Origin of the sequence: Nocardia amamiensis NBRC 102102 (genome assembly GCF_001612745.1) — a bacterium.
GTDB lineage: Bacteria > Actinomycetota > Actinomycetes > Mycobacteriales > Mycobacteriaceae > Nocardia > Nocardia amamiensis.
The window spans coordinates 15,186-33,195 of the sequence record NZ_BDBA01000147.1 but is presented as its reverse complement, the minus strand read 5'-3'; the positions used below and the strand labels follow the sequence as shown (position 1 = coordinate 33,195).

The following is an 18,010-nucleotide window of genomic DNA, read 5'->3' as shown; positions in this document are numbered from 1 at the left end:
CGGCTGCGGCTGCGCCGACCGGGCGGCAAGCAGCGCCAGAACGGGAACCAGCCGCCGCGCGCGGATCTTTCATAGCCGCATCCGGAGAGCCGCCGTGCCGGTGATGGGAACGGCGCGCGGGCAACCCATACGTTCCGGGGGCGGTACGGTCGTATCCGGAGGCCCGGGGCGGAAGAAGGTAGACATGGAGGCCGACGGACTTCGCGAGTTCGAGGAGCACCGACCGCGGCTCTTCGCGCTCGCCTACCGGATGCTCGGTTCGGCCAGCGAGGCCGAGGACGCTGTCCAGGAGACCTATCTGCGCTGGGATGGCGCCGAGCGCGGCGGAATCCGCTCCGCCGAAGCGTGGTTGACCACCGCGCTGGTCAATTTGTGCCGCACCTGGCTGGTTTCGGCACGCGCCAGGCGGGAGAACTACGTCGGTCCGTGGCTGCCCGAGCCGGTGCCGACCGCGAACGGCGAGCTCGGTCCGCTGGAGAGCGTCGAAGAGCGCGAACTCGTCTCCTTCGCGCTGCTGACCGCGCTGGAGCGACTGAATCCGGTCGAACGGGCGGTATTCGTGCTGCGCGAGGCCTTCGGGTACGCGCACCGCGAAATCGCCGACATGCTCGACGTGACCGAGGCCAACTCGCAGCAGATCTTCCGGCGGGCGGGCCAGCGCGTGCGAGAAGGGCGGGCCCGCTTCGGCATTCCGGCCGAGCGCGCCCGGGAACTGGTCGAACTGTTCTTGAAGGCGGCACGTGACGGCGATATCGACTCGCTGGAGCGGATGCTCACCGCCGACGTGACCGCCACGGCCGACGGCGGCGGCCGGATCACCGCGGCCCGCCGCCCGATCTGCGGCGCGAACCATGTGGCGCGGTACCTCGCGGGCTTGCTGCGCTGGGAAGTGCCGGGAATGCGATTGCTCGTCGAGGAGGTCAACGGCACGCCGGCTGTGGTGGCGCGCGTCGATGGGGCGCCGTTGCTCGTGGTGGGGATCGATGTGGCCGACGGGGCGGTCGAGGCGCTGCGGTTGATCGTCAACCCGGAGAAGCTGGCCTATTTCGCCAGGTCGAGCGGGGCGGACAGGGTAGGCGGCACGCTCCCGGCGCGGCCTCGCCGCTCCGTGTGACGCGCTTCACGGTGCTGGTCTGTCAGGATTCGACGGCCTGTCCGGTCTGAGGGGTGATGGCCGATCGAAAGGAGCCACATCATGACCGGACAGCATCGGATCGTCGTCCTCGGCGCGGGGTACGCGGGGCTGGCGGCGGCGCGGAGGCTCGCACGCACGGCACGGGACGCGCGAATCACCGTGGTCGACGCCCACGCGGCGTTCGTCGAGCGGGTGCGGCTGCACCAGCGGGCGGCCGGGCAACAGATTCCGGATTGGGATCTGCGGGAGTTGCTGGAATCCAAGGGCATTCACTTCGCACACGCCGTCGCGACCGGCATCGACACGGCCGGGAAGCGCGTGGTGCTCGGCTCGGCGCCCGCCCTGGCGTACGACACCCTGATCTACGCACTCGGCAGCGTGGCCGATGCCGAGCGCGTGCCGGGCGTGGCGGAGCACGCCTACTCCGTTGCGACGCAGGAGGATACGAAGAATCTGGTGCTGCCGTACGGAATGGTCGCGGTGGTCGGGGCCGGGGCGACCGGGATCGAACTGGCGGCGGAACTGGCCGAATCGAACCCGGATAACCGGGTGTTATTGATCGGTTCGGAGGAACCGGGTGCCTGGCTGTCGCCGCGCGCGCAAAGGCATATCCGGCGGACACTGGAGCGGCTCGGGGTCGAGATCCACGCGGATGTCAAGGTGATCGAAGTGACGTCCACGGGCGTGCGATCGGCCGACGGTGCACTGATCGAGGCGGCGGCGACGGTGTGGACCACGGGTTTTCGGGTGCCGGGCCTCGCCGCGCGCTCGGGGATTGCGGTGGACTCCGACGGCCGCGTGCTGACCGACGTCACCCTGCGTTCGGTGTCGCATCCGGACGTCTACGCCGCGGGTGACGCCGCCGTTGTCGCCGGGCCCGGCGGACGCGAGCTGCGCATGGCCTGTGCCACGGCGTTGCCCACCGGCAAGCACGCGGCCGATGCCGTCGTCGCGCGGATGCGCGGGGCCAAGGCGCGGCCGCTGCGGTTCCGGTATGTGCTCCAGTGCCTGAGTCTGGGCCGACGCGACGGGCTGGTCCAATTCGTGCGCGCCGATGACGCACCGGGCGGGATGGTGCTGACCGGACGAACCGCGGCGTGGGTGAAAGAGCGGATAGTGCGCGGAGCGGCCCGGGCCGCCAGGCCCTGAAAATCGTCAACCAATGGTTGACGGCTGTGCCGCCGTCAACCTATGGTTGACGCATGACATCGCAATTCCGCCTCGACGACCTGATCGAGGGCATCAAGAAAGCCCGTCCCGATAACGTGCTCGAGCAACTGTCCGACGCCGTTGTCCTGGCGAATCACCTCGACGAGCTGGCCGATCACCTGATCGGCCATTTCGTGGACCAAGCCCGCCGCTCGGGGGCCTCCTGGACCGACATCGGCGCCAGTATGGGCGTCAGCAAGCAGGCCGCGCAGAAGCGTTTCGTGCCCAAGGTGCCCGACCCGGCCGCCGCCGCGGCCATGGACCCGAACGCGGGCTTCGCCCGGTTCACCCCGCGGGCGCGCCAGGTGGTGATGGCCGCGCAAGAGGCCGCCCGCGCCGCCGGAAACCCGGAGATCGCCGTCGGGCACCTGGTGCTCGGGCTGCTCACCGAACCGGAGGGGCTCGCGGTGCATGAGCTGGTCGCCAATGGCGTCGCGCTGGACGTGCTCGCCGCGGCCGCCGCCGCGTCGCTGCCGCCGAGCGAGGGTGCGGTCCCGGCGCTGGTGCCCTTCGGTTCCGATGCCAAGAAGGTCCTCGAGCTCACCTTCCGCGAGGCGCTTCGCTTGGGGCACAACTACATCGGCACCGAGCACATGCTGCTCGCCCTGCTCGAACAGGAGAACGGTTCCGGGCTGCTCAGCGACCTGGGCATGGACAAGGCGCGCACCGAAGCGCACCTGATCGAGTTGCTCGCGTCGTTCACGTCCGGGAAATCCTGATCGGCGATGAGCGGCGGGCAGCTCAGGGCGGCAACCGTGCTGGCGGTGGCTGTGCTGGTCATCGGCGTGGCGCGTCGATCGGCTTCCGATCACCGAATCCGCAATGCGGTCAACGGGTTCCGCGGCGCGCGTGCCGCGCGGTCGCGTCGTCGCCGGGCGCTGCGCACCCGAGGAGCCGGGATCGCCGGGCCGCGCCGAAGCGGTCCGGTCACACACCAGATCGCGCGAGCGGCCTGATCACGCCCGCCCGGCCAGACCACCGCCCCACCGCGGCCAGCGGGCCTGCGGTTTCGGCTCGGAGACCAGCGCCTCGCGGTGGATGTCGGTGACGTACAGGGGGAGCCGGGGTTCCAGCGTCGCGAGCAATTCGAGGGCACGTCCCCCCTGCGCCGCACGGTATTCCGGCATGGTGAGGCCGACGAGCTGCAGGAACCTGACCTGGCCGTGCACACTGTCGATGGTGCCCAGTTCCGGGTCGATCACGAAGCAGACGGCCTGATTGGTGCAGTCCATGTGCCCTGCGGCGATCGGTCCGTTCGCCTTGATGGTGTGTCCCGGCTCGAACCACTTGCCGGACTGGAATACGTAGCGCGCCAGGTTCTGCAGGAAGTTCGCCGGCCACGCGGGCGGTTCGGTCTGCTCCGGCCTGCGCGCCAGGCGGAAGGTGAATTCGAAGCCCCAGCCGGATTCCGCGGGGTTGTCCCATTCCTTCTCGTACAGCTCGGTCATGCCGTAGCCGATGTAGTGCCAGTGCGGTACCGGGTCGGTGCGGGAGTACGCGCTGATCCCGTCGAGCGGGTCGGGTCCGCCGAGGGACCACGGGTGGTCGGGGGCCCAGTGAAAGGGCTCGCTGTCGCCGTACAGCGGCCGCAACGCGCCGTCGATGGCATCCCAGCCGGGTTTTTCACTCACCCCGCCACCATAAGCACGCGCCGCGAAGCCGCACTCGGGGCGTCGCGTGCTGTGCCCGTCAGGAGTCCGGCACGTTGCGGGCGAGCTCGTCCAGCCAGGCCGCCGCCGACGCGTCGCTCGGGGCGCGCCAGTCGCCGCGCGGCGAGAGCGATCCGCCCGAACCCACCTTCGGCGCGTTCGGCAGCGTCGAGCGCTTGAACTGGCTGGTCTGCACGAAGCGGCGCAGGAATTCGGCCAGCCAATGCTTGATCGCGGCAAGGTCGTAGGCATTGCGTTGGTCGGCGGGCACGAGGTCGGGCCAGCGCCCGGCAGTGGGATCGGACCAGGCGTGCCGGGCCAGATAGGCGACGCGGCTGGGTCGGTAGCCGAAGCGCAACAGGTAGTACAGATGGAAATCCTGCAACTCGTATGGGCCCACCGTGGCTTCCGAACTCTGTCTCGGCACCGAGGTATCCGTGTGCGGAATCAGCTCGGGGGAGATCTCGGTGCGCAGAATCGACGACAGCACCTCGCCCGCTTCTGGTCCGAACTGATCGGTGTCCACCGCCCAGGCGATCAGGTATTTGATCAGCGTCTTGGGCACCGACGCGTTGACGCTGTAGTGCGCCATGTGATCCCCGACGCCGAACGTGCACCAGCCGAGCGCGAGCTCGCTCAGGTCGCCCGTGCCGACCACCAGCGCGCCGTGCCGATTGGCCAGCCGGAACAGGTGCGAGGTCCGCTCGCCCGCCTGCACGTTCTCATAGGTGATGTCGTAGTGCGCCGCGCCGTCGGCGGCCGGGTGGCCGAGGTCGCGCAGCATCTGGGTGGCCGAAGCGCGGATATCGATCTCGCCCGCCGTGACGCCGAGGGCCGCCATCAGGCGGTGCGCATCGGTTCTGGTCCTGGTGCTGGTCGCGAACCCGGGCATGGTGTAGGCCAGCACGTTCCTCCGGGGCAGGCCGAGCCGGTCCATCGTCTTGGCCGCCACGATCAGCGCCTGGGTGGAGTCCAACCCGCCGGACACCCCGATCACCACACGTTCCAGGCCGGTCGCCCGCAATCGCGTGCTCAGCCCCTCGACCTGGATGTGGTGCACCTCGGCGCAGCGCTCGTTGCGCACGGCGGGATCGGCGGGGACATAAGGGAACCGCTCGATGTCGCGGTGCAGCGTGATCGCTTCTTCGGGGATCGGCAGCCGCACCTCGACGCGCCGCATAGCGGCCAGCCGGTCGCGGTGGTCGTGCACATTGTCGGCGAAGCTGGTGGTGCGCAACCGATCGGCCGCCAGCCTGCGCAGGTCCAGATCGGCGGTGACCAGCTGGGGGTGGTCGGAGAATCGCTCGCCCTCAGCGAGCAGGTCGCCGTTCTCGCAGATCAGCGCCTGCCCGTCCCAAGCGAGGTCGGTGGACGACTCGCCGTGCCCGGCGGCGGAATACAGATACGCCGCAAGGTAGCGGGCCGAATGCGAGGTGCACAGCGCCCGCCGGTAGTCCGCCTTCCCGATCACGATATTGCTCGCCGACAGATTGACCAGCACGGTCGCCCCGGCCAGCGCGGCGAAGCCGCTCGGTGGCAAGGGAACCCACCCGTCCTCGCAGATTTCCAGGTGGAAGGTGAAATCCTCCAGGTTGCTCGCGTGGAACAGCAGATCGGACCCGAACGGCGCCCGGTGCCCCGCGATCGTGACCTGGTCTTCCAGCGCTTCCCGCGCCGCCGCGAACTGACGCTTCTCGTAGTACTCCCGGTAGCTCGGCAGATAGCTCTTCGGTGCCACGCCGAGCACGACGCCGCGGCAGATCGCGACCGCGCAGTTGAACAGCCTGCCCTGCGCCCGCACCGGTGCGCCGACCACGAGCACCGTGTCGAGGTCTGTGCTCGCCGCGACCACCCGCTCCAGCGCCTCCGCGACCGCGACGTCCAGCGCATCCTGGTGGAACAGGTCGTCGGCGGTATACGAGGACAAACCCAGCTCGGGGAACACCGTCAGCACCGCACCGGCCGCCGCGGCCTCGCCGGCCAGCTCGACGGTCTGCTCGACGTTGTAGGCGGGATCGGCGACCCGGACCCGTGGCACAGCCACCGCCACCCGGGCGAACCCGTGCCAGTACAGCGAATCGAACGACAGGTCGGCCACCGCATACCCCTTCGGGATCACCTGATCATGGTTTATCCGGAATCTACGCCGCGTTGGACGTCCAGGTGCGGTGCCCGGTTTCCGGTGAGCCCATGGCCAGCGCTTCGACCTGCGCTTTTATCGTCGCAGCCGGTTGCGGCTGATCGTCCCGCCCCCAGACGTGAACCGACGACGGCTAAGCTATAGCAATGGCGGATGAAACGGATTCCGACCTAATAGCGGGGGAACGGCGCGCAGACCTGCTGCGCGCGCTTTCGTATGTGTCCACCGAGTCCCAACCCGACGGCAGCTATGTGGTGAACGGCGACCTGCCGCCGGACGTGGCGCCGCCGTTCATTCGCGCGATCATGCGGGTCGAGGCGGAGCTGCTGCTGCACGACGCCGAGCTCGTCACCGTCGAGGGTGGCGAGCCGCGCACGCCCGAGGAACGCCGCACGGACGCCTTCGTCGCCTTGGTCTTGCGGGTCGACGACCGCCCGTGACCCGGCGCGGCGGCGCTGGCGGACCTTGCACTCGCCACCCCTGAGTGCTAAAAATGCTTTTGGCACTCCCGACCTGTGAGTGCCAGGTCGGGCCGGTGAGACCGGGTTCCAACGACACCCTCGGTCGTCCGTCGCGGGCACCGCACCTGGCCAGCGTAAATGGGGCGATCCAAACCTGCGGTCGTCCTGTGTGTCAGCCATACACATGGAGGATCTCAACAACGCCATGGCCAAGACAATTGCGTATGACGAAGAGGCCCGTCGCGGTCTCGAGCGGGGTCTGAACAGCCTCGCCGACGCGGTCAAGGTGACGCTGGGCCCCAAGGGTCGCAACGTTGTCCTGGAGAAGAAGTGGGGCGCCCCCACGATCACCAACGATGGTGTGTCCATCGCCAAGGAGATCGAGCTGGAGGACCCGTACGAGAAGATCGGCGCCGAGCTGGTCAAGGAAGTCGCCAAGAAGACCGACGACGTCGCCGGCGACGGCACCACCACCGCGACCGTGCTCGCTCAGGCGCTGGTGCGCGAGGGCCTGCGCAACGTCGCGGCCGGCGCGAACCCGCTCGGCCTGAAGCGCGGCATCGAGAAGGCCGTCGAGGCCGTCACCGCCAAGCTGCTCGACACCGCCAAGGAGGTCGAGACCAAGGAGCAGATCGCCGCCACCGCCGGTATCTCGGCGGGCGACGCGTCCATCGGTGAGCTGATCGCCGAGGCCATGGACAAGGTCGGCAAGGAAGGCGTCATCACCGTCGAGGAGAGCAACACCTTCGGTCTCCAGCTGGAGCTCACCGAGGGTATGCGCTTCGACAAGGGCTACATCTCCGGCTACTTCGTCACCGACCCGGAGCGTCAGGAAGCGGTCCTCGAGGACCCGTACATCCTGCTGGTCGGCTCGAAGGTCTCCACCGTGAAGGACCTGCTGCCGCTGCTGGAGAAGGTCATTCAGGCGGGCAAGCCGCTGCTGATCATCGCCGAGGACGTCGAGGGCGAGGCCCTGTCCACCCTGGTGGTCAACAAGATCCGCGGCACCTTCAAGTCCGTCGCGGTCAAGGCGCCCGGCTTCGGTGACCGCCGCAAGGCGCAGCTGGCCGACATCGCCATCCTGACCGGTGGCGAGGTCATCAGCGAAGAGGTCGGCCTCTCGCTGGAGGCCGCGGGTGTGGAGCTGCTCGGCCAGGCGCGCAAGGTCGTCGTCACCAAGGACGAGACCACCATCGTCGAGGGCGCGGGCGACGCGGAGGCGATCAAGGGCCGGGTCCAGCAGATCCGCACCGAGATCGAGAACTCCGACTCGGACTACGACCGCGAGAAGCTGCAGGAGCGCTTGGCCAAGCTGGCCGGCGGTGTCGCGGTGATCAAGGCGGGCGCGGCCACCGAGGTGGAGCTCAAGGAGCGCAAGCACCGCATCGAGGACGCCGTCCGCAACGCGAAGGCCGCCGTGGAGGAGGGCATCGTCGCCGGTGGTGGCGTGGCCCTGCTGCAGTCGGCCCCCGCGCTGGACGAGCTGAAGCTGAGCGGTGACGAGGCCACCGGTGCGAACATCGTGAAGGTCGCGTTGTCGGCTCCGCTGAAGCAGATCGCGTTCAACGCCGGCCTCGAGCCCGGTGTGGTCGCCGAGAAGGTTTCCAACCTGCCCGCGGGTCACGGCCTGAACGCCGACTCGGGCGACTACGAGGACCTGCTGGCCGCCGGCGTCGCCGACCCGGTCAAGGTCACCCGTTCGGCCCTGCAGAACGCCGCCTCCATCGCGGCGCTGTTCCTGACCACCGAGGCCGTGGTCGCCGACAAGCCGGAGAAGGCCGCCGCTCCCGCGGCCGACCCGACCGGCGGTATGGGCGGCATGGACTTCTGAGTCCGGCCACCAGGCACCATCTGTCGAACCGGAAGCCGGTCCACCTCCGGGTGGGCCGGCTTCCGGCGTTCGGTCCTCGGCTTACTTGTTCTACGGCAGCAGGGTGAATGCACCTATGTGCGCGGGGCGAACCACGCTGAAGTGTTTGCGGTCGAGGGTTGCCACTCGATCGGCATCGAATCGTTCGGCGACTGCCACGACGGACGCGTCGACCGTTCCCAAGGGAAGATCCGCGTACTGGCGCACCAACTCGGCGATCCGCCCGATATCCGGCTTGGTCAGCGAAACAAGTTCGAAGACGCCCTGCTGGACACGGTCGAGGAACGTGGCTTCGATATCGGGACGTGCTTCCAACAGCCAGCAGACCTCGATCATCACCGGCGCGGGTATAGCCGCGTGCCGCGCAGGCTGGCGAAGAACTCGGCACATTCTTTGTGTCGGTTGTCGCTTCGGTCCATCATGGCGACAAGAGGGCCGGTATCCAGAACGGTTGTTGTCACTCCCATTCGGAACGCCGTCGACGGAGACGCTCGCGGATGTACTCGTCGTGGCGTTCCGCCGTGTCGGTCCTGCCCGACTCCCAGATCCCAGCCAAGGACAAGAGGGCATCCGGCACACCGTCATCGTCGGTTTCGTCAGCGGCGGCGGCCGCAGTGGAGAGCTCAGGGTCTTCTGACACGAGTAACCGAAGGTGCCGCGCCTGGGCGGGGGTAAGCCGGTCTACGAGGTGGTGGAGTTCCTCGTAGTCGTGTGCGGACGTCATGCGACGAGTCTAGTGACCGCCACAAGGCAAGAGATCGAGAACTCCGACTCGGACTGCGACGGTGAGAAGCTGCAGGAGCGGTCGGCCACCCGGCACCATCTGTCGAACCGGAAGCCGGCCCACCTCCGGGTGGGCCGGCTTCCGGCGTTCGGGGTCAGATTCCGTCGACGGTGACCACCGCGAAAGGGTTCGGGGTGCCCGGGCCCATCGGGCCGCCCTTGTCGAATTGGGATGAGACGACCAGGGTTCGGTTCCCGTCGCGGACCAGAGTCGTGGGGATGCCGAGGGATGCGTCGGTCTGCTGGTGCGTGCGCGTGGCGGTGGTGCCGTCGTCGGAGATGGTCCAGCGGCTGATGGTGTTGGTCGTGTTGTGGGCGACCCACAGGGTGCCGTCGCGCAGGTCGAGTCCGTCGCCCTGCCGGAGATCGCCGCCGTGCAGGGTCACTTTGGTGATGGGGTTCGCTTCCGGAGTCAGGGCGATGCGGTACAGGTCGCCGCGGGGCATGTCGACCGTGAGCAGATAGCGGCCCGCCGGGTCGGCGACGATGCCGTTCAGGGTGAAGGTGCCCGGCTCGATCGGTCCGATGGCCGAGCGCAGGTCGACGTGCGGAGTCAACTCTCCGCGTCCCGCCTGGGCGATCGCGGCGGCCAGCTGGCCGGGGGTGACGCGATAGATGACCGAGCGGATGCTGTCGGTCAAGTACGCCGTGCCGTCCGAGGTAATGGCAAGGTCGTTCACGAAGCGCGGATCGCCGCCGGGCACGGTGAAGTCGGCCAGCAGCGAGCGAGTCGCGATGTCGTACACCGCGACGCCGGTGGTCGAGTCGGTCACCCACAATCGGCCCGCCGCGTCGACTTTCAAGCCGTTGGCCGTCTTGTGGCCGTGTGCGCCTTCGGGCAGGAAGACTTCGGCCCGCTGAGCGTTCGGCGTCGCGCGATAGACGGCGCCCGTGGCGTAGGAGCCGACGTAGCTGTCTCCGGTGCGGGCGTCCAGCGCGATGCCTTCCGGGTAGACCCGGTCGCCGGGGAGTTCGTAAGCGGTGTGGACGTGCGTGGCGGGCGCATCGTCGCCGGTTCCGCAGGCCACCAGCGCGGTGCTCGCGATTCCGGCGACCAGGGTCGACACGATGCGCCGGGGCAGTGTGTGGGACATCCTCTACCTCTTCGAGATCATGCGATCAGATGTGATCACTTAAAAGTGTGAGCACGAATTTAGATTAGAGTTCTAATTATCGTCAATACTCTTCCGAGAAGACGTGCGGATACGATGCCGTCATGACGCCCATGCCCGCCTCCGAACGGATCGGCTCGTATCTCAAGCGCGCCGAGCAATCCCTGAACGCGGCCAAGAACGCCGCGTTGAAGCCTGCAGGCATCACCGTCTCGCAGTACGCCGCGCTGCTGTTCCTCGCCGAGAATCCGGGCATCTCGGCCGCCGCTCTGGCGCGGTTGTGCGGAGTCACCCCGCCGACCATGAACACGGTGCTGAGCAACCTGCAGGATCGCGGGCTGATCGCGCGCACCCCGCACACGTGGCACAAGAACGTGCTGGAGACGACCCTGACCGACGAGGGCGCGGCGGTGATGCGCGACGCGGACGCCCGCGCCATCCGGGTCGAACGCGCTTTGGCCGAGGAATTCACCGAGGACGAGCGAGCGACGATGCTCGCCCTGCTGGTTCGCTGCGCCGACCGGCTGGACACCATTCGCCCGGAGCCGACTGTGTGATCGCGCGGCCTGAAGCAGCGCGGGGCCAACCAGCGCGGGCGGTCAGCGTGCGCCCGTGAACCGTAGCGGTCGACGGCACGGCCTGCGGGCGGTTGCGTCGCGAGGACTTGGGTTATCGCTTCGCCGGTCTGCTGGACGCGGTCGTCGCCGGTGCTGAGCGCTGCCTCAGCCGCCGACTACGAAGGCTACGAGAAAGCCCGCCGCCGTTGCCATTCCGACCCACCAGCCGCCCTCGCGGTATGCCTCGGGCATCAGCGAGTCGGCGAGCACCGCGATCGTCGCGCCGCCGGCGAATGCCTGCACGAAGGCCATCAGCGAGGCGAGCACCGCTTTCGGTAGCTGCCAGTGCAATCCGACCGCGGCACCTAAGACCAGCGGCACGGCCGTCCCGAGTCCGTAGAGCAGCGCGGTGGGCGTACTTCAGACTAAGTCAGGGTGGATGCGCCGAGCCGCCGGTCCAGGCCATCGGGGATCGCCCCCGGGCGCTGGAAGGTCGTTGGTCGTACGCTGAAGCCATGTCCGACCGCGGCCGGATCCGAGGCGTGCTGTACGACATCGACGGCGTCCTGGTGACCTCCTGGCAGGAGATCGAGGGCGCCGCCGCCGCGGTGCGCCGGATCCGCGAGAGCGGACTGCGCCGGGCGTTCCTCACCAATACCACCTCGCGGACCTGCGCCGAGATCGCGGAACGACTGTGCGACACCGGAATCGACGTCGAGCCCGCCGAGATCGTCACGGCTGCAAGGCTCACCGCCGAGTTCGTGCGGCGGCGTTATCCCGGCGCCGGCGTCTGGATGCTCAACCACGGCGATATCGCGGCGGACCTCACCGGAGTGACGCTGGCGGAAGACCGGCCCGACGTGGTGGTAATCGGCGGAGCGGGACCGGAGTTCACGCATCCGGCGCTGAGCCGGGTGGCGGAGCTGATGCTGGACGGCGTGCCGGTCGTCGCCATGCACAGCGGGCTCACCTGGGCGACGGCCGATGGACTGTGCATCGATGCGGGTGCGTACATACCCGGCTTGGAGGCCGCGGGAAACGCGCGGATCGAGGTGGTCGGAAAGCCCGCCGCGCCGGGCTTCCGCACCTGCGCGGAATTGATGGGGCTCGATCCGGCGGAGGTGTTGATGATCGGTGATGATCTGCACTCGGATGTGCTTGCGGCGCAAGACGTCGGGTTGACCGGCGTGTTGGTGCGCACCGGAAAATTCCGGCCCGGAGTGCTGGCGTCGGCCGAGCGTTCGCCCGATCACGTCATCGATTCCGTGGCCGCGTTACCCGATTTACTGGCCGATCTGCGCGCAGCGGGCGAATCTCCCGTAACCGGCGAATCGGTTTGATTCAAAAAATTCTACGGTTTCCCTCTAAAATTGCCCGCAAACGCGGAGCTCCTGGGTATCGTCTGTGTCGGCAAATAGCCAGTGACAGGCAAGTCATACGGTCAGATCGGAGTTGCTGAATGGCTTATCCGCTAACGAACGTGCGTCTGCGGAAACTACTATGGTCGCCGGGCTTCTGGTCCGGCGACCAATTAATGAGCTAGCCACTGTACAGCCAACTTTCGGCAAACGCGTGTTCGGCCGAAGGTTCTCACGAAGGGCCCGATCGATGACGATGCGATCGGGCCCTTTCTGTATTGTCTGGCCCAATGTCACAGGATGCGAATACGGGTCGAATGTATGCCGGGCAACCCGTGGAGGACCGGCAACGTCAGCGGCGTGCGCGTTTTCTGGAGTCAGGCCTGACGGTCTTCGCACGCGACGGCTACGCCAATAGTTCGGTCGGCGCCATCTGCAAGGACGCCGGACTGTCCTCGCGACAGTTCTACGAGGAGTTCACCGGTCGCGAATCGCTACTTCTAGAGCTCTACGAGCAGATCGATCGGGAGTCGCGGGACGCTGTGAAGAAGGCGTTGGACGCGAAATCCGGTGCGAGCGCGTTGGATGTCATCGACGCCGCCGTGCGCGCCTACGTCGAATCCATCGGATCCGATCCGCGCAAGGCGCGCGTCGCGCTGGTCGAGGTCGTCGGCGCGGGCCCGAAGGTGGAGAAGTTCCGCCTCGCGGTGCGCCGGGAGTGGGGCTCGCTACTGGCCGGAGCCACCGAGGACGCGGCCCTGCACGGTGAGATACCCACCGGTGACTACGAGATGCGCGTGCTCGCGGTCATCGGCGCGGTCAACTACGTGGTGGATTCGTGGAGCGGCGCCGATCCGCGCCCGCCGCTGGACGACGTCATCCGGGTGCTGAGCAAGGTGATCATCGGCGCGGTCCGCGCATAGCGTGCGCGCAGGGGCCTGAGCGGCGCGGTAGCGTGCGGACATGCAGACAGTTCCGATCCAGATGCCGGACGGCACCACGGTTCCGGTGCGGTTGCTCCCGGCCGAGGGCGCGCACCGGCGTCCGGTCACGCCGGACGCGCCTCGCCCGGTCGTGGTGATCGTGCCCGGTCTCGGCGTTCCGGCCGGATACTACGAACTGTTCGCCTCGGGCCTAGCCGCGCGCGGGTTCGACGTGGCCGTCGGCGAGCTGCGCGGCAACGGCGACAGCAGACCGAAGCCGAGCTCCGCCAGCACTTTCGGCTACCACGAGCTGGTCTCGGTCGACTTCCCGGCGATCTTCGAGGTGGTGCGCGACCAGTTCCCGGACAGCACGCCGTACCTGCTCGGCCACAGCATGGGCGGCCAGCTCGGCGTGATGTACGCCGCCCGTATCCGGGGCAGGCTGGGCGGGCTGGTGCTGGTCGCCTCCGGCACCCCGTATTACCGCGGCTACCGCGGACTTTCGGGTCCCGGCATGCTGGTCGGCACCGCGGCGATGTCGCTGACGGCGAACCTGGCCGGCTTCTGGCCGGGCGACCGCGTCTCGATGGGTTTCGGCCGCCAGTCCAAGGTGCTGATCTCGGACTGGGCCCGGCTGGCCCGCACCGGCCGATTCGTTCCGGTGGGCGCCGACATCGATTACGAGGAGCGGATCGCGCGGCTGAAACTGCCCGTCCTGTCCATCACGATGACCGGCGACGAGCTCACTCCGCCCAGCTCCGCCGAGCACCTGCTGGACAAACTGCCGAACGCGGAGGTAACACGCTGGCGGCAGCCGGAAGCGCTCGGCCACAACGGCTGGATCCGGCAGTACACCAGCACCGTCGACCAGATCGAGAAGTGGCTGCGCGACCGATAGGCCTGCGCGCGAATCCGGCGGCGTTCGTGGAGGTTATTTCCGTCGTTCGATCAGCATCTGGATGAAGAACTCGTAGATCAGCGCCGCCTGGAACGCGGATTGCTTGTTGTCCGCCGCGCCGCCATGGCCGCCCTCGATGTTCTCGTGGTACCAGAATTCGTGGCCCTGTGCCTCCAGCAGCGCGGCCATCTTCCTGGCGTGGCCGGGGTGCACCCGGTCGTCCCTGGTCGAGGTGGTGAGCAGGATCGGCGGGTAGGCGCGGTCGGCGCGCGCGTTCTGGTAGGGCGAGTACTTGCTGATGTACTCCCATTCCTCCGGCTTGTCCGGGTCGCCGTACTCGGCCATCCACGAGGCGCCCGCGAGCAGCAGGTGGTAGCGCTTCATATCCAGCAGCGGCACCTGGCAGACGATCGCGCCGAACAGTTCGGGATAGCGGGTCAGCATCACGCCCATGAGCAGCCCGCCGTTGCTGCCGCCGACGGCGCCGAGCTGGTCGGCGGTGGTGATGCCGCGTGTGACAAGGTCTTCGGCGATGGCGGAGAAGTCCTCGTACACCTTGTGCCGGTTGGCCTTCTGCACCGAAGTGTGCCACTGCGGCCCGTACTCGCCGCCACCGCGGATGTTGGTCATCACCCAGGTGCCGCCGCGCTCCAGCCAGCCCATGCCCGACGCGCCGCTGTAGCCCGGGGTACGCGACACCTCGAAGCCGCCGTAGCCGGACATCACCGTCGGCCCGGGCATGCCCTTGCGGTCGCGGTGGCGGATCACGAAGTACGGCACCCGCGTGCCGTCGGCGGACTCGGCGAAGAACTGCTCGGTCTCGACCCCCTCGGCGTCGAAGAAGCCGGGCTCCTGCTTCAGCTGTTCGGTCTGCCCGCCGACGGCGCTGGCCAGCAGGGTGGCCGGGGTGGTGAATCCGCTGGTGTTCAGCATGAACTCGTCGCCGCCCTCCAGCGGGTCCAGGTTCAGCACGCTGGTGGTTGCCATCGGCGGGGTATCGGCCAGCGGCTCGCGCCGCCATCCTGCCTCGCTGGGGGTGAGCACATGGAGCTTGGTCTGCACGTCCTCGAGCGTGACCAGCAGCAGGTGATTCTCCGTCCAGCCGTACCCGTGCAGCGAGGTATGCGGGTCCGGTGTGAAGATCACCTCGAATTCGCGGGCGCCGGACAGGAACTTCTCGAAATCGGTGGCCAGCAGCGCGCCCGCGGGGAAGGTCTTCCCGCCCACCTCCCACGGCGATTTCAGCCGGACCAGCAGCCAGTCCTTGTACCAGGACTCGCTGGCGTCGCTGGGGATGTCCAGGTACCGCAGCGTGCCGTCCGCCTCGAGCAGGTAGACCTCCTCGTTGAAGAAGTCCGTGGCGCGCCCGATGTAGTGCCGCTCGTAGCCCGGCGTCCGGTCGTAGCCCGCCGAGACCGCGACATCGCTCGGCTCGCCCTCGAAGACTGTTGTCGCCTCGGCCAACGGGGTGCCGCGGCGCCACAGTTTCGCGATCCGCGGATACCCTGAATCGGTCAGCGAGCCAGGCCCGAAATCGGTGCCGATGTACACCGAGTCGATATCGATCCACCGGATCTCCGACTTCGCCTCCGGCAGGAAGTAGCCGCCCTCCTCGGGGTCGAGGAACACCCTGCGCTCGAGGTCGAACTCGCGCACCACCTTCGCGTCGGCACCGCCGCGCGACAGGCTGACCAGCGCGCGGGACTGCTCCGGGCGCAGCACCGCGGCACCGCCCCACACCCAGTTCTCGTCCTCGGCGGCGGCGACCGCATCCAGGTCGATCAGGACGTCCCAGTCGGGGGCGTCCTTGCCGTACTCGGCGAACGTGGTGCGCCGCCACAGGCCGCGCGGGTGCTGCGCGTCCCGCCAGAAGTTGTACAGCCATGGACCGCGACGTGCCGGGTACGCGATCTTGGTGTCCGTGTCGAGCATGTCCAGAATGCGGCGTTCGAGCTCGCCGAAGCGCTCCGAGCCGGCGAACCGCTCGTGCACGACGGCGTTGTGTGCGCGAGCCCAGTCCAGGGCCCGCTCGTCGGTCACTTCTTCGAGCCAGAGGTAAGGGTCGGTCACGATCTGCTCAACGCCGCTCATGCCCACATTGTTGCCGAGCGGCGCAAATCGGGTTCACCAGGTGTGTGCTACGTCGACCACGATGCGCGATCCGCTGCCCGGTCCGGTGAGGGTGTGCACCTGGAACGGCAACCGGGCGCGCACCCCGAGCCCGACCGTGGTCTGGCCCTCGAAGGAGCCCGCCCAGGCCACCTGCCGGAAGGTTCGGTAATCCCGCACGCCGGCGAGCTCGGCGCGGTCGCCGGGGTTGTAGGTGGCGTTGTACGCGTCGTCGTGAGCGGGGGCGTTGAGGCTGATGCTCAGCGCAGCGCCGCCGCGCAACGGGACGAGTGCGCCGGAGCCATCCATGGCGACCCGCTCGACATAGCCGACGTGGTACCCGGTGACCGGTCCGGCGATATCGAACACCAGCCGGTCGAAGCACTCGTGTCGTCCGGCGCGCACGCCGGTCAGCGTCGCGACCGATCGGGTCTGGCTGGTCTTGGGTAGTGAACCCCAGGTCGCGGTGCAATCGGGAGCAGCGGACGCGGGGCCGGGCGCGATCCACAGACCGGCGAAGGTCACAAGGGAAACAATCAGCAGGAGCAAGCGACGCATGGTCGCACCGCCTTCGTGGGCAGGGGAACTGAACTACTGGGGGAATCGGCCGCCCAAGACCTCCCGTTACGTGCGAGAACGCCGAAATATGTTGGGCGACTTGACGGATTGGCCATCGCCCGCGACTGACGCGGCTCGGTATTTGCCGCACACTCCGATTGGCCGACGTTGCCAGTAGGATCGCTGCTCCGAGGCCGATCCGACCAGGAGGTTCGAGGTTGCCGCCGTTTCTCTGGGAACAGCACTGCTGTCTGCCGCTGTCGCCCGCGGCGCGGATCGGCGACCTCGCGCGTTATCCGGTCGGGTCGTACCTGTCGGTCAACGTCGGGTATTCCCGCCAGTCGACCGCCGAAGCCTTGGCGCTGCTGCATCGATTTCGCCGGGATGCATTGGCGGACGGTCGGTTTCGTCTCGTCTGCACGGTGGACGACATCGGTGCGGCCGAGACGATCGCGCTGGCGTTCGACCTCGAGGACGCCGGGCCGCTCGGCGGCGATCTGGACAATGTCGCGCGGTTCTACGAGCTCGGCGTGCGATCACTACTGCCCGCCTACAACCACGCCAACGCCGCGGGTTGCGGGTGCCTGGATACCGAGGACACCGGGCTCAACCGGTACGGCCGCGACCTGGTGCACGCGCTCAACGAGGCCGGGATGTTCGCCGACGGGTCGCACTGCTCCCAGCGAACCGGCCTGGAGCTGGCGGAACTGAGCGCTGTCCCGATGATCTACAGCCACTCGAACTTCGCCGCGCTCTGGGACCACCCACGCAATATCACCGACGAGCAGGCGCGGGCCTGTGCCGCGACCGGCGGCGTGATCGGAATCAATGGTGTCGGCATCTTCTTGGGGCGCAACGCGGCCGACGAGCGTGCCGATCGGATCGAGGCGATGGCGCGGCACATCGAGTATGGCGCCGAGCTGGTCGGCATCGAGCACATCGGAATCGGGTCGGACTACTCCTTCGACGCGGAGGACTTCAACGCCGAGCTGCGGCAGAACCCGGGCGCGTTCTCCGAGTCGTACACGCGGTGGGGCCCGCTGCACTGGGTTCCGCCGGAAGACCTGCTCGGTTCCGCCGACGTGCCCGGCCTGGACGAGGTGCTGGCCCGGCGCGGCTTCAGCGTGACGGACCGCGCCGCGGTGTTCGGCGAGAACTTCCGCCGGGTCGCCGCGCAGGTCTGGCGGAACTGAGCACACCGGCCGCCGAGTCCTCCGCGGTGGCGCGGAAGCCGACGACCGCGCGGCA

At 68.2% G+C, this 18,010-nt stretch carries 18 protein-coding genes and 1 pseudogene; 11 read left to right on the top strand and 8 right to left on the bottom strand.

Annotated features, from left to right (window positions below; genetic code table 11):
* Positions 1-184: 184 nt before the first annotated feature.
* From NA4_RS25245 to NA4_RS25230, 4 genes are all read left to right on the top strand, one after another.
* A complete protein-coding gene (locus NA4_RS25245; RefSeq protein WP_067474904.1) occupies positions 185-1,114 on the top strand; it encodes an RNA polymerase sigma-70 factor in 930 nt (309 codons plus the stop codon).
* Between the two features lie 81 nt (positions 1,115-1,195).
* On the top strand, positions 1,196-2,284 hold the full coding sequence (locus NA4_RS25240) for an NAD(P)/FAD-dependent oxidoreductase (RefSeq protein ID WP_067474901.1): 1,089 nt from the start codon (positions 1,196-1,198) through the stop codon (positions 2,282-2,284).
* Between the two features lie 53 nt (positions 2,285-2,337).
* A complete protein-coding gene (locus NA4_RS25235; protein WP_067474898.1) occupies positions 2,338-3,063 on the top strand; it encodes a Clp protease N-terminal domain-containing protein in 726 nt (241 codons plus the stop codon).
* 6 nt (positions 3,064-3,069) lie between these two features.
* The gene (locus tag NA4_RS25230) at positions 3,070-3,300 is read left to right on the top strand and encodes a hypothetical protein (RefSeq protein ID WP_067474895.1); all 231 of its coding nucleotides are present in this window, start codon (positions 3,070-3,072) and stop codon (positions 3,298-3,300) included.
* On the opposite strand, the gene NA4_RS25225 is transcribed toward NA4_RS25230, so the two are convergent.
* The gene (locus NA4_RS25225; RefSeq protein WP_067474892.1) at positions 3,301-3,975 is read right to left on the bottom strand and encodes a suppressor of fused domain protein; all 675 of its coding nucleotides are present in this window, start codon (positions 3,973-3,975) and stop codon (positions 3,301-3,303) included.
* Between the two features lie 58 nt (positions 3,976-4,033).
* Positions 4,034-6,112, bottom strand: coding sequence for an NAD(+) synthase (locus NA4_RS25220; RefSeq protein ID WP_245671585.1), 2,079 nt, complete (start codon positions 6,110-6,112; stop codon positions 4,034-4,036).
* 167 nt (positions 6,113-6,279) lie between these two features.
* Between NA4_RS25220 and NA4_RS25215 the strand changes: the two genes are divergently transcribed.
* Both NA4_RS25215 and groL read left to right on the top strand, forming a co-directional pair.
* Positions 6,280-6,573 (top strand): hypothetical protein, encoded by a 294-nt coding sequence (locus NA4_RS25215; RefSeq protein WP_040784153.1) that lies wholly within the window; start codon positions 6,280-6,282, stop codon positions 6,571-6,573.
* Positions 6,574-6,799: 226 nt separating this feature from the next.
* Positions 6,800-8,425, top strand: coding sequence for a chaperonin GroEL (gene groL, locus NA4_RS25210; protein ID WP_067474916.1), 1,626 nt, complete (start codon positions 6,800-6,802; stop codon positions 8,423-8,425).
* Positions 8,426-8,515: 90 nt separating this feature from the next.
* Here groL and NA4_RS39420 read toward each other — a convergent pair whose 3' ends face one another.
* From NA4_RS39420 to NA4_RS25195, 3 genes are all read right to left on the bottom strand, one after another.
* Positions 8,516-8,800, bottom strand: a complete 285-nt coding sequence (locus tag NA4_RS39420; protein WP_245671586.1) for a type II toxin-antitoxin system VapC family toxin — start codon at positions 8,798-8,800, stop codon at positions 8,516-8,518.
* A 121-nt stretch (positions 8,801-8,921) separates the two neighbouring features.
* A complete protein-coding gene (locus NA4_RS25200; RefSeq protein WP_067474889.1) occupies positions 8,922-9,188 on the bottom strand; it encodes a hypothetical protein in 267 nt (88 codons plus the stop codon).
* A 154-nt stretch (positions 9,189-9,342) separates the two neighbouring features.
* Complete coding sequence (locus NA4_RS25195; RefSeq protein WP_067474886.1) at positions 9,343-10,341, bottom strand: SMP-30/gluconolactonase/LRE family protein; 999 nt, start codon at positions 10,339-10,341, stop codon at positions 9,343-9,345.
* Between the two features lie 122 nt (positions 10,342-10,463).
* Between NA4_RS25195 and NA4_RS25190 the strand changes: the two genes are divergently transcribed.
* Positions 10,464-10,916: a MarR family winged helix-turn-helix transcriptional regulator gene (locus NA4_RS25190; protein WP_245671584.1), complete on the top strand. Its 453-nt coding sequence runs from the start codon at positions 10,464-10,466 to the stop codon at positions 10,914-10,916.
* A 165-nt stretch (positions 10,917-11,081) separates the two neighbouring features.
* Here NA4_RS25190 and NA4_RS42810 read toward each other — a convergent pair.
* Positions 11,082-11,228 (bottom strand): annotated as a pseudogene (locus NA4_RS42810) (ZIP family metal transporter); the annotation flags it as partial.
* 203 nt (positions 11,229-11,431) lie between these two features.
* On the opposite strand from NA4_RS42810, the gene NA4_RS25180 reads away from it, so the two are divergent.
* The 3 genes from NA4_RS25180 to NA4_RS25170 all read left to right on the top strand — a co-directional run bounded on the left by NA4_RS25180 (position 11,432) and on the right by NA4_RS25170 (position 14,095).
* Entirely contained in the window at positions 11,432-12,256 is an 825-nt protein-coding gene (locus NA4_RS25180) for an HAD-IIA family hydrolase (RefSeq protein ID WP_067474878.1), read from the top strand.
* A gap of 308 nt (positions 12,257-12,564) precedes the next feature.
* Positions 12,565-13,197 carry a TetR/AcrR family transcriptional regulator gene (locus tag NA4_RS25175; RefSeq protein ID WP_067474875.1) on the top strand — a complete coding sequence of 211 codons (633 nt, stop codon included), beginning with the start codon at positions 12,565-12,567 and terminating at the stop codon, positions 13,195-13,197.
* 40 nt (positions 13,198-13,237) lie between these two features.
* Positions 13,238-14,095 (top strand): alpha/beta hydrolase family protein, encoded by an 858-nt coding sequence (locus tag NA4_RS25170; protein ID WP_067474871.1) that lies wholly within the window; start codon positions 13,238-13,240, stop codon positions 14,093-14,095.
* A gap of 33 nt (positions 14,096-14,128) precedes the next feature.
* On the opposite strand, the gene NA4_RS25165 is transcribed toward NA4_RS25170, so the two are convergent.
* Together NA4_RS25165 and NA4_RS25160 are read right to left on the bottom strand one after the other, a co-directional pair.
* Entirely contained in the window at positions 14,129-16,186 is a 2,058-nt protein-coding gene (locus NA4_RS25165) for a prolyl oligopeptidase family serine peptidase (protein ID WP_067474868.1), read from the bottom strand.
* A gap of 33 nt (positions 16,187-16,219) precedes the next feature.
* Positions 16,220-16,762, bottom strand: coding sequence for an AMIN-like domain-containing (lipo)protein (locus NA4_RS25160; protein WP_067474858.1), 543 nt, complete (start codon positions 16,760-16,762; stop codon positions 16,220-16,222).
* A gap of 218 nt (positions 16,763-16,980) precedes the next feature.
* Here NA4_RS25160 and NA4_RS25155 point away from each other — a divergent pair, with 218 nt between their 5' ends.
* A complete protein-coding gene (locus NA4_RS25155) occupies positions 16,981-17,955 on the top strand; it encodes a dipeptidase (RefSeq protein WP_067474854.1) in 975 nt (324 codons plus the stop codon).
* The last annotated feature ends 55 nt before the right edge of the window (positions 17,956-18,010 follow it).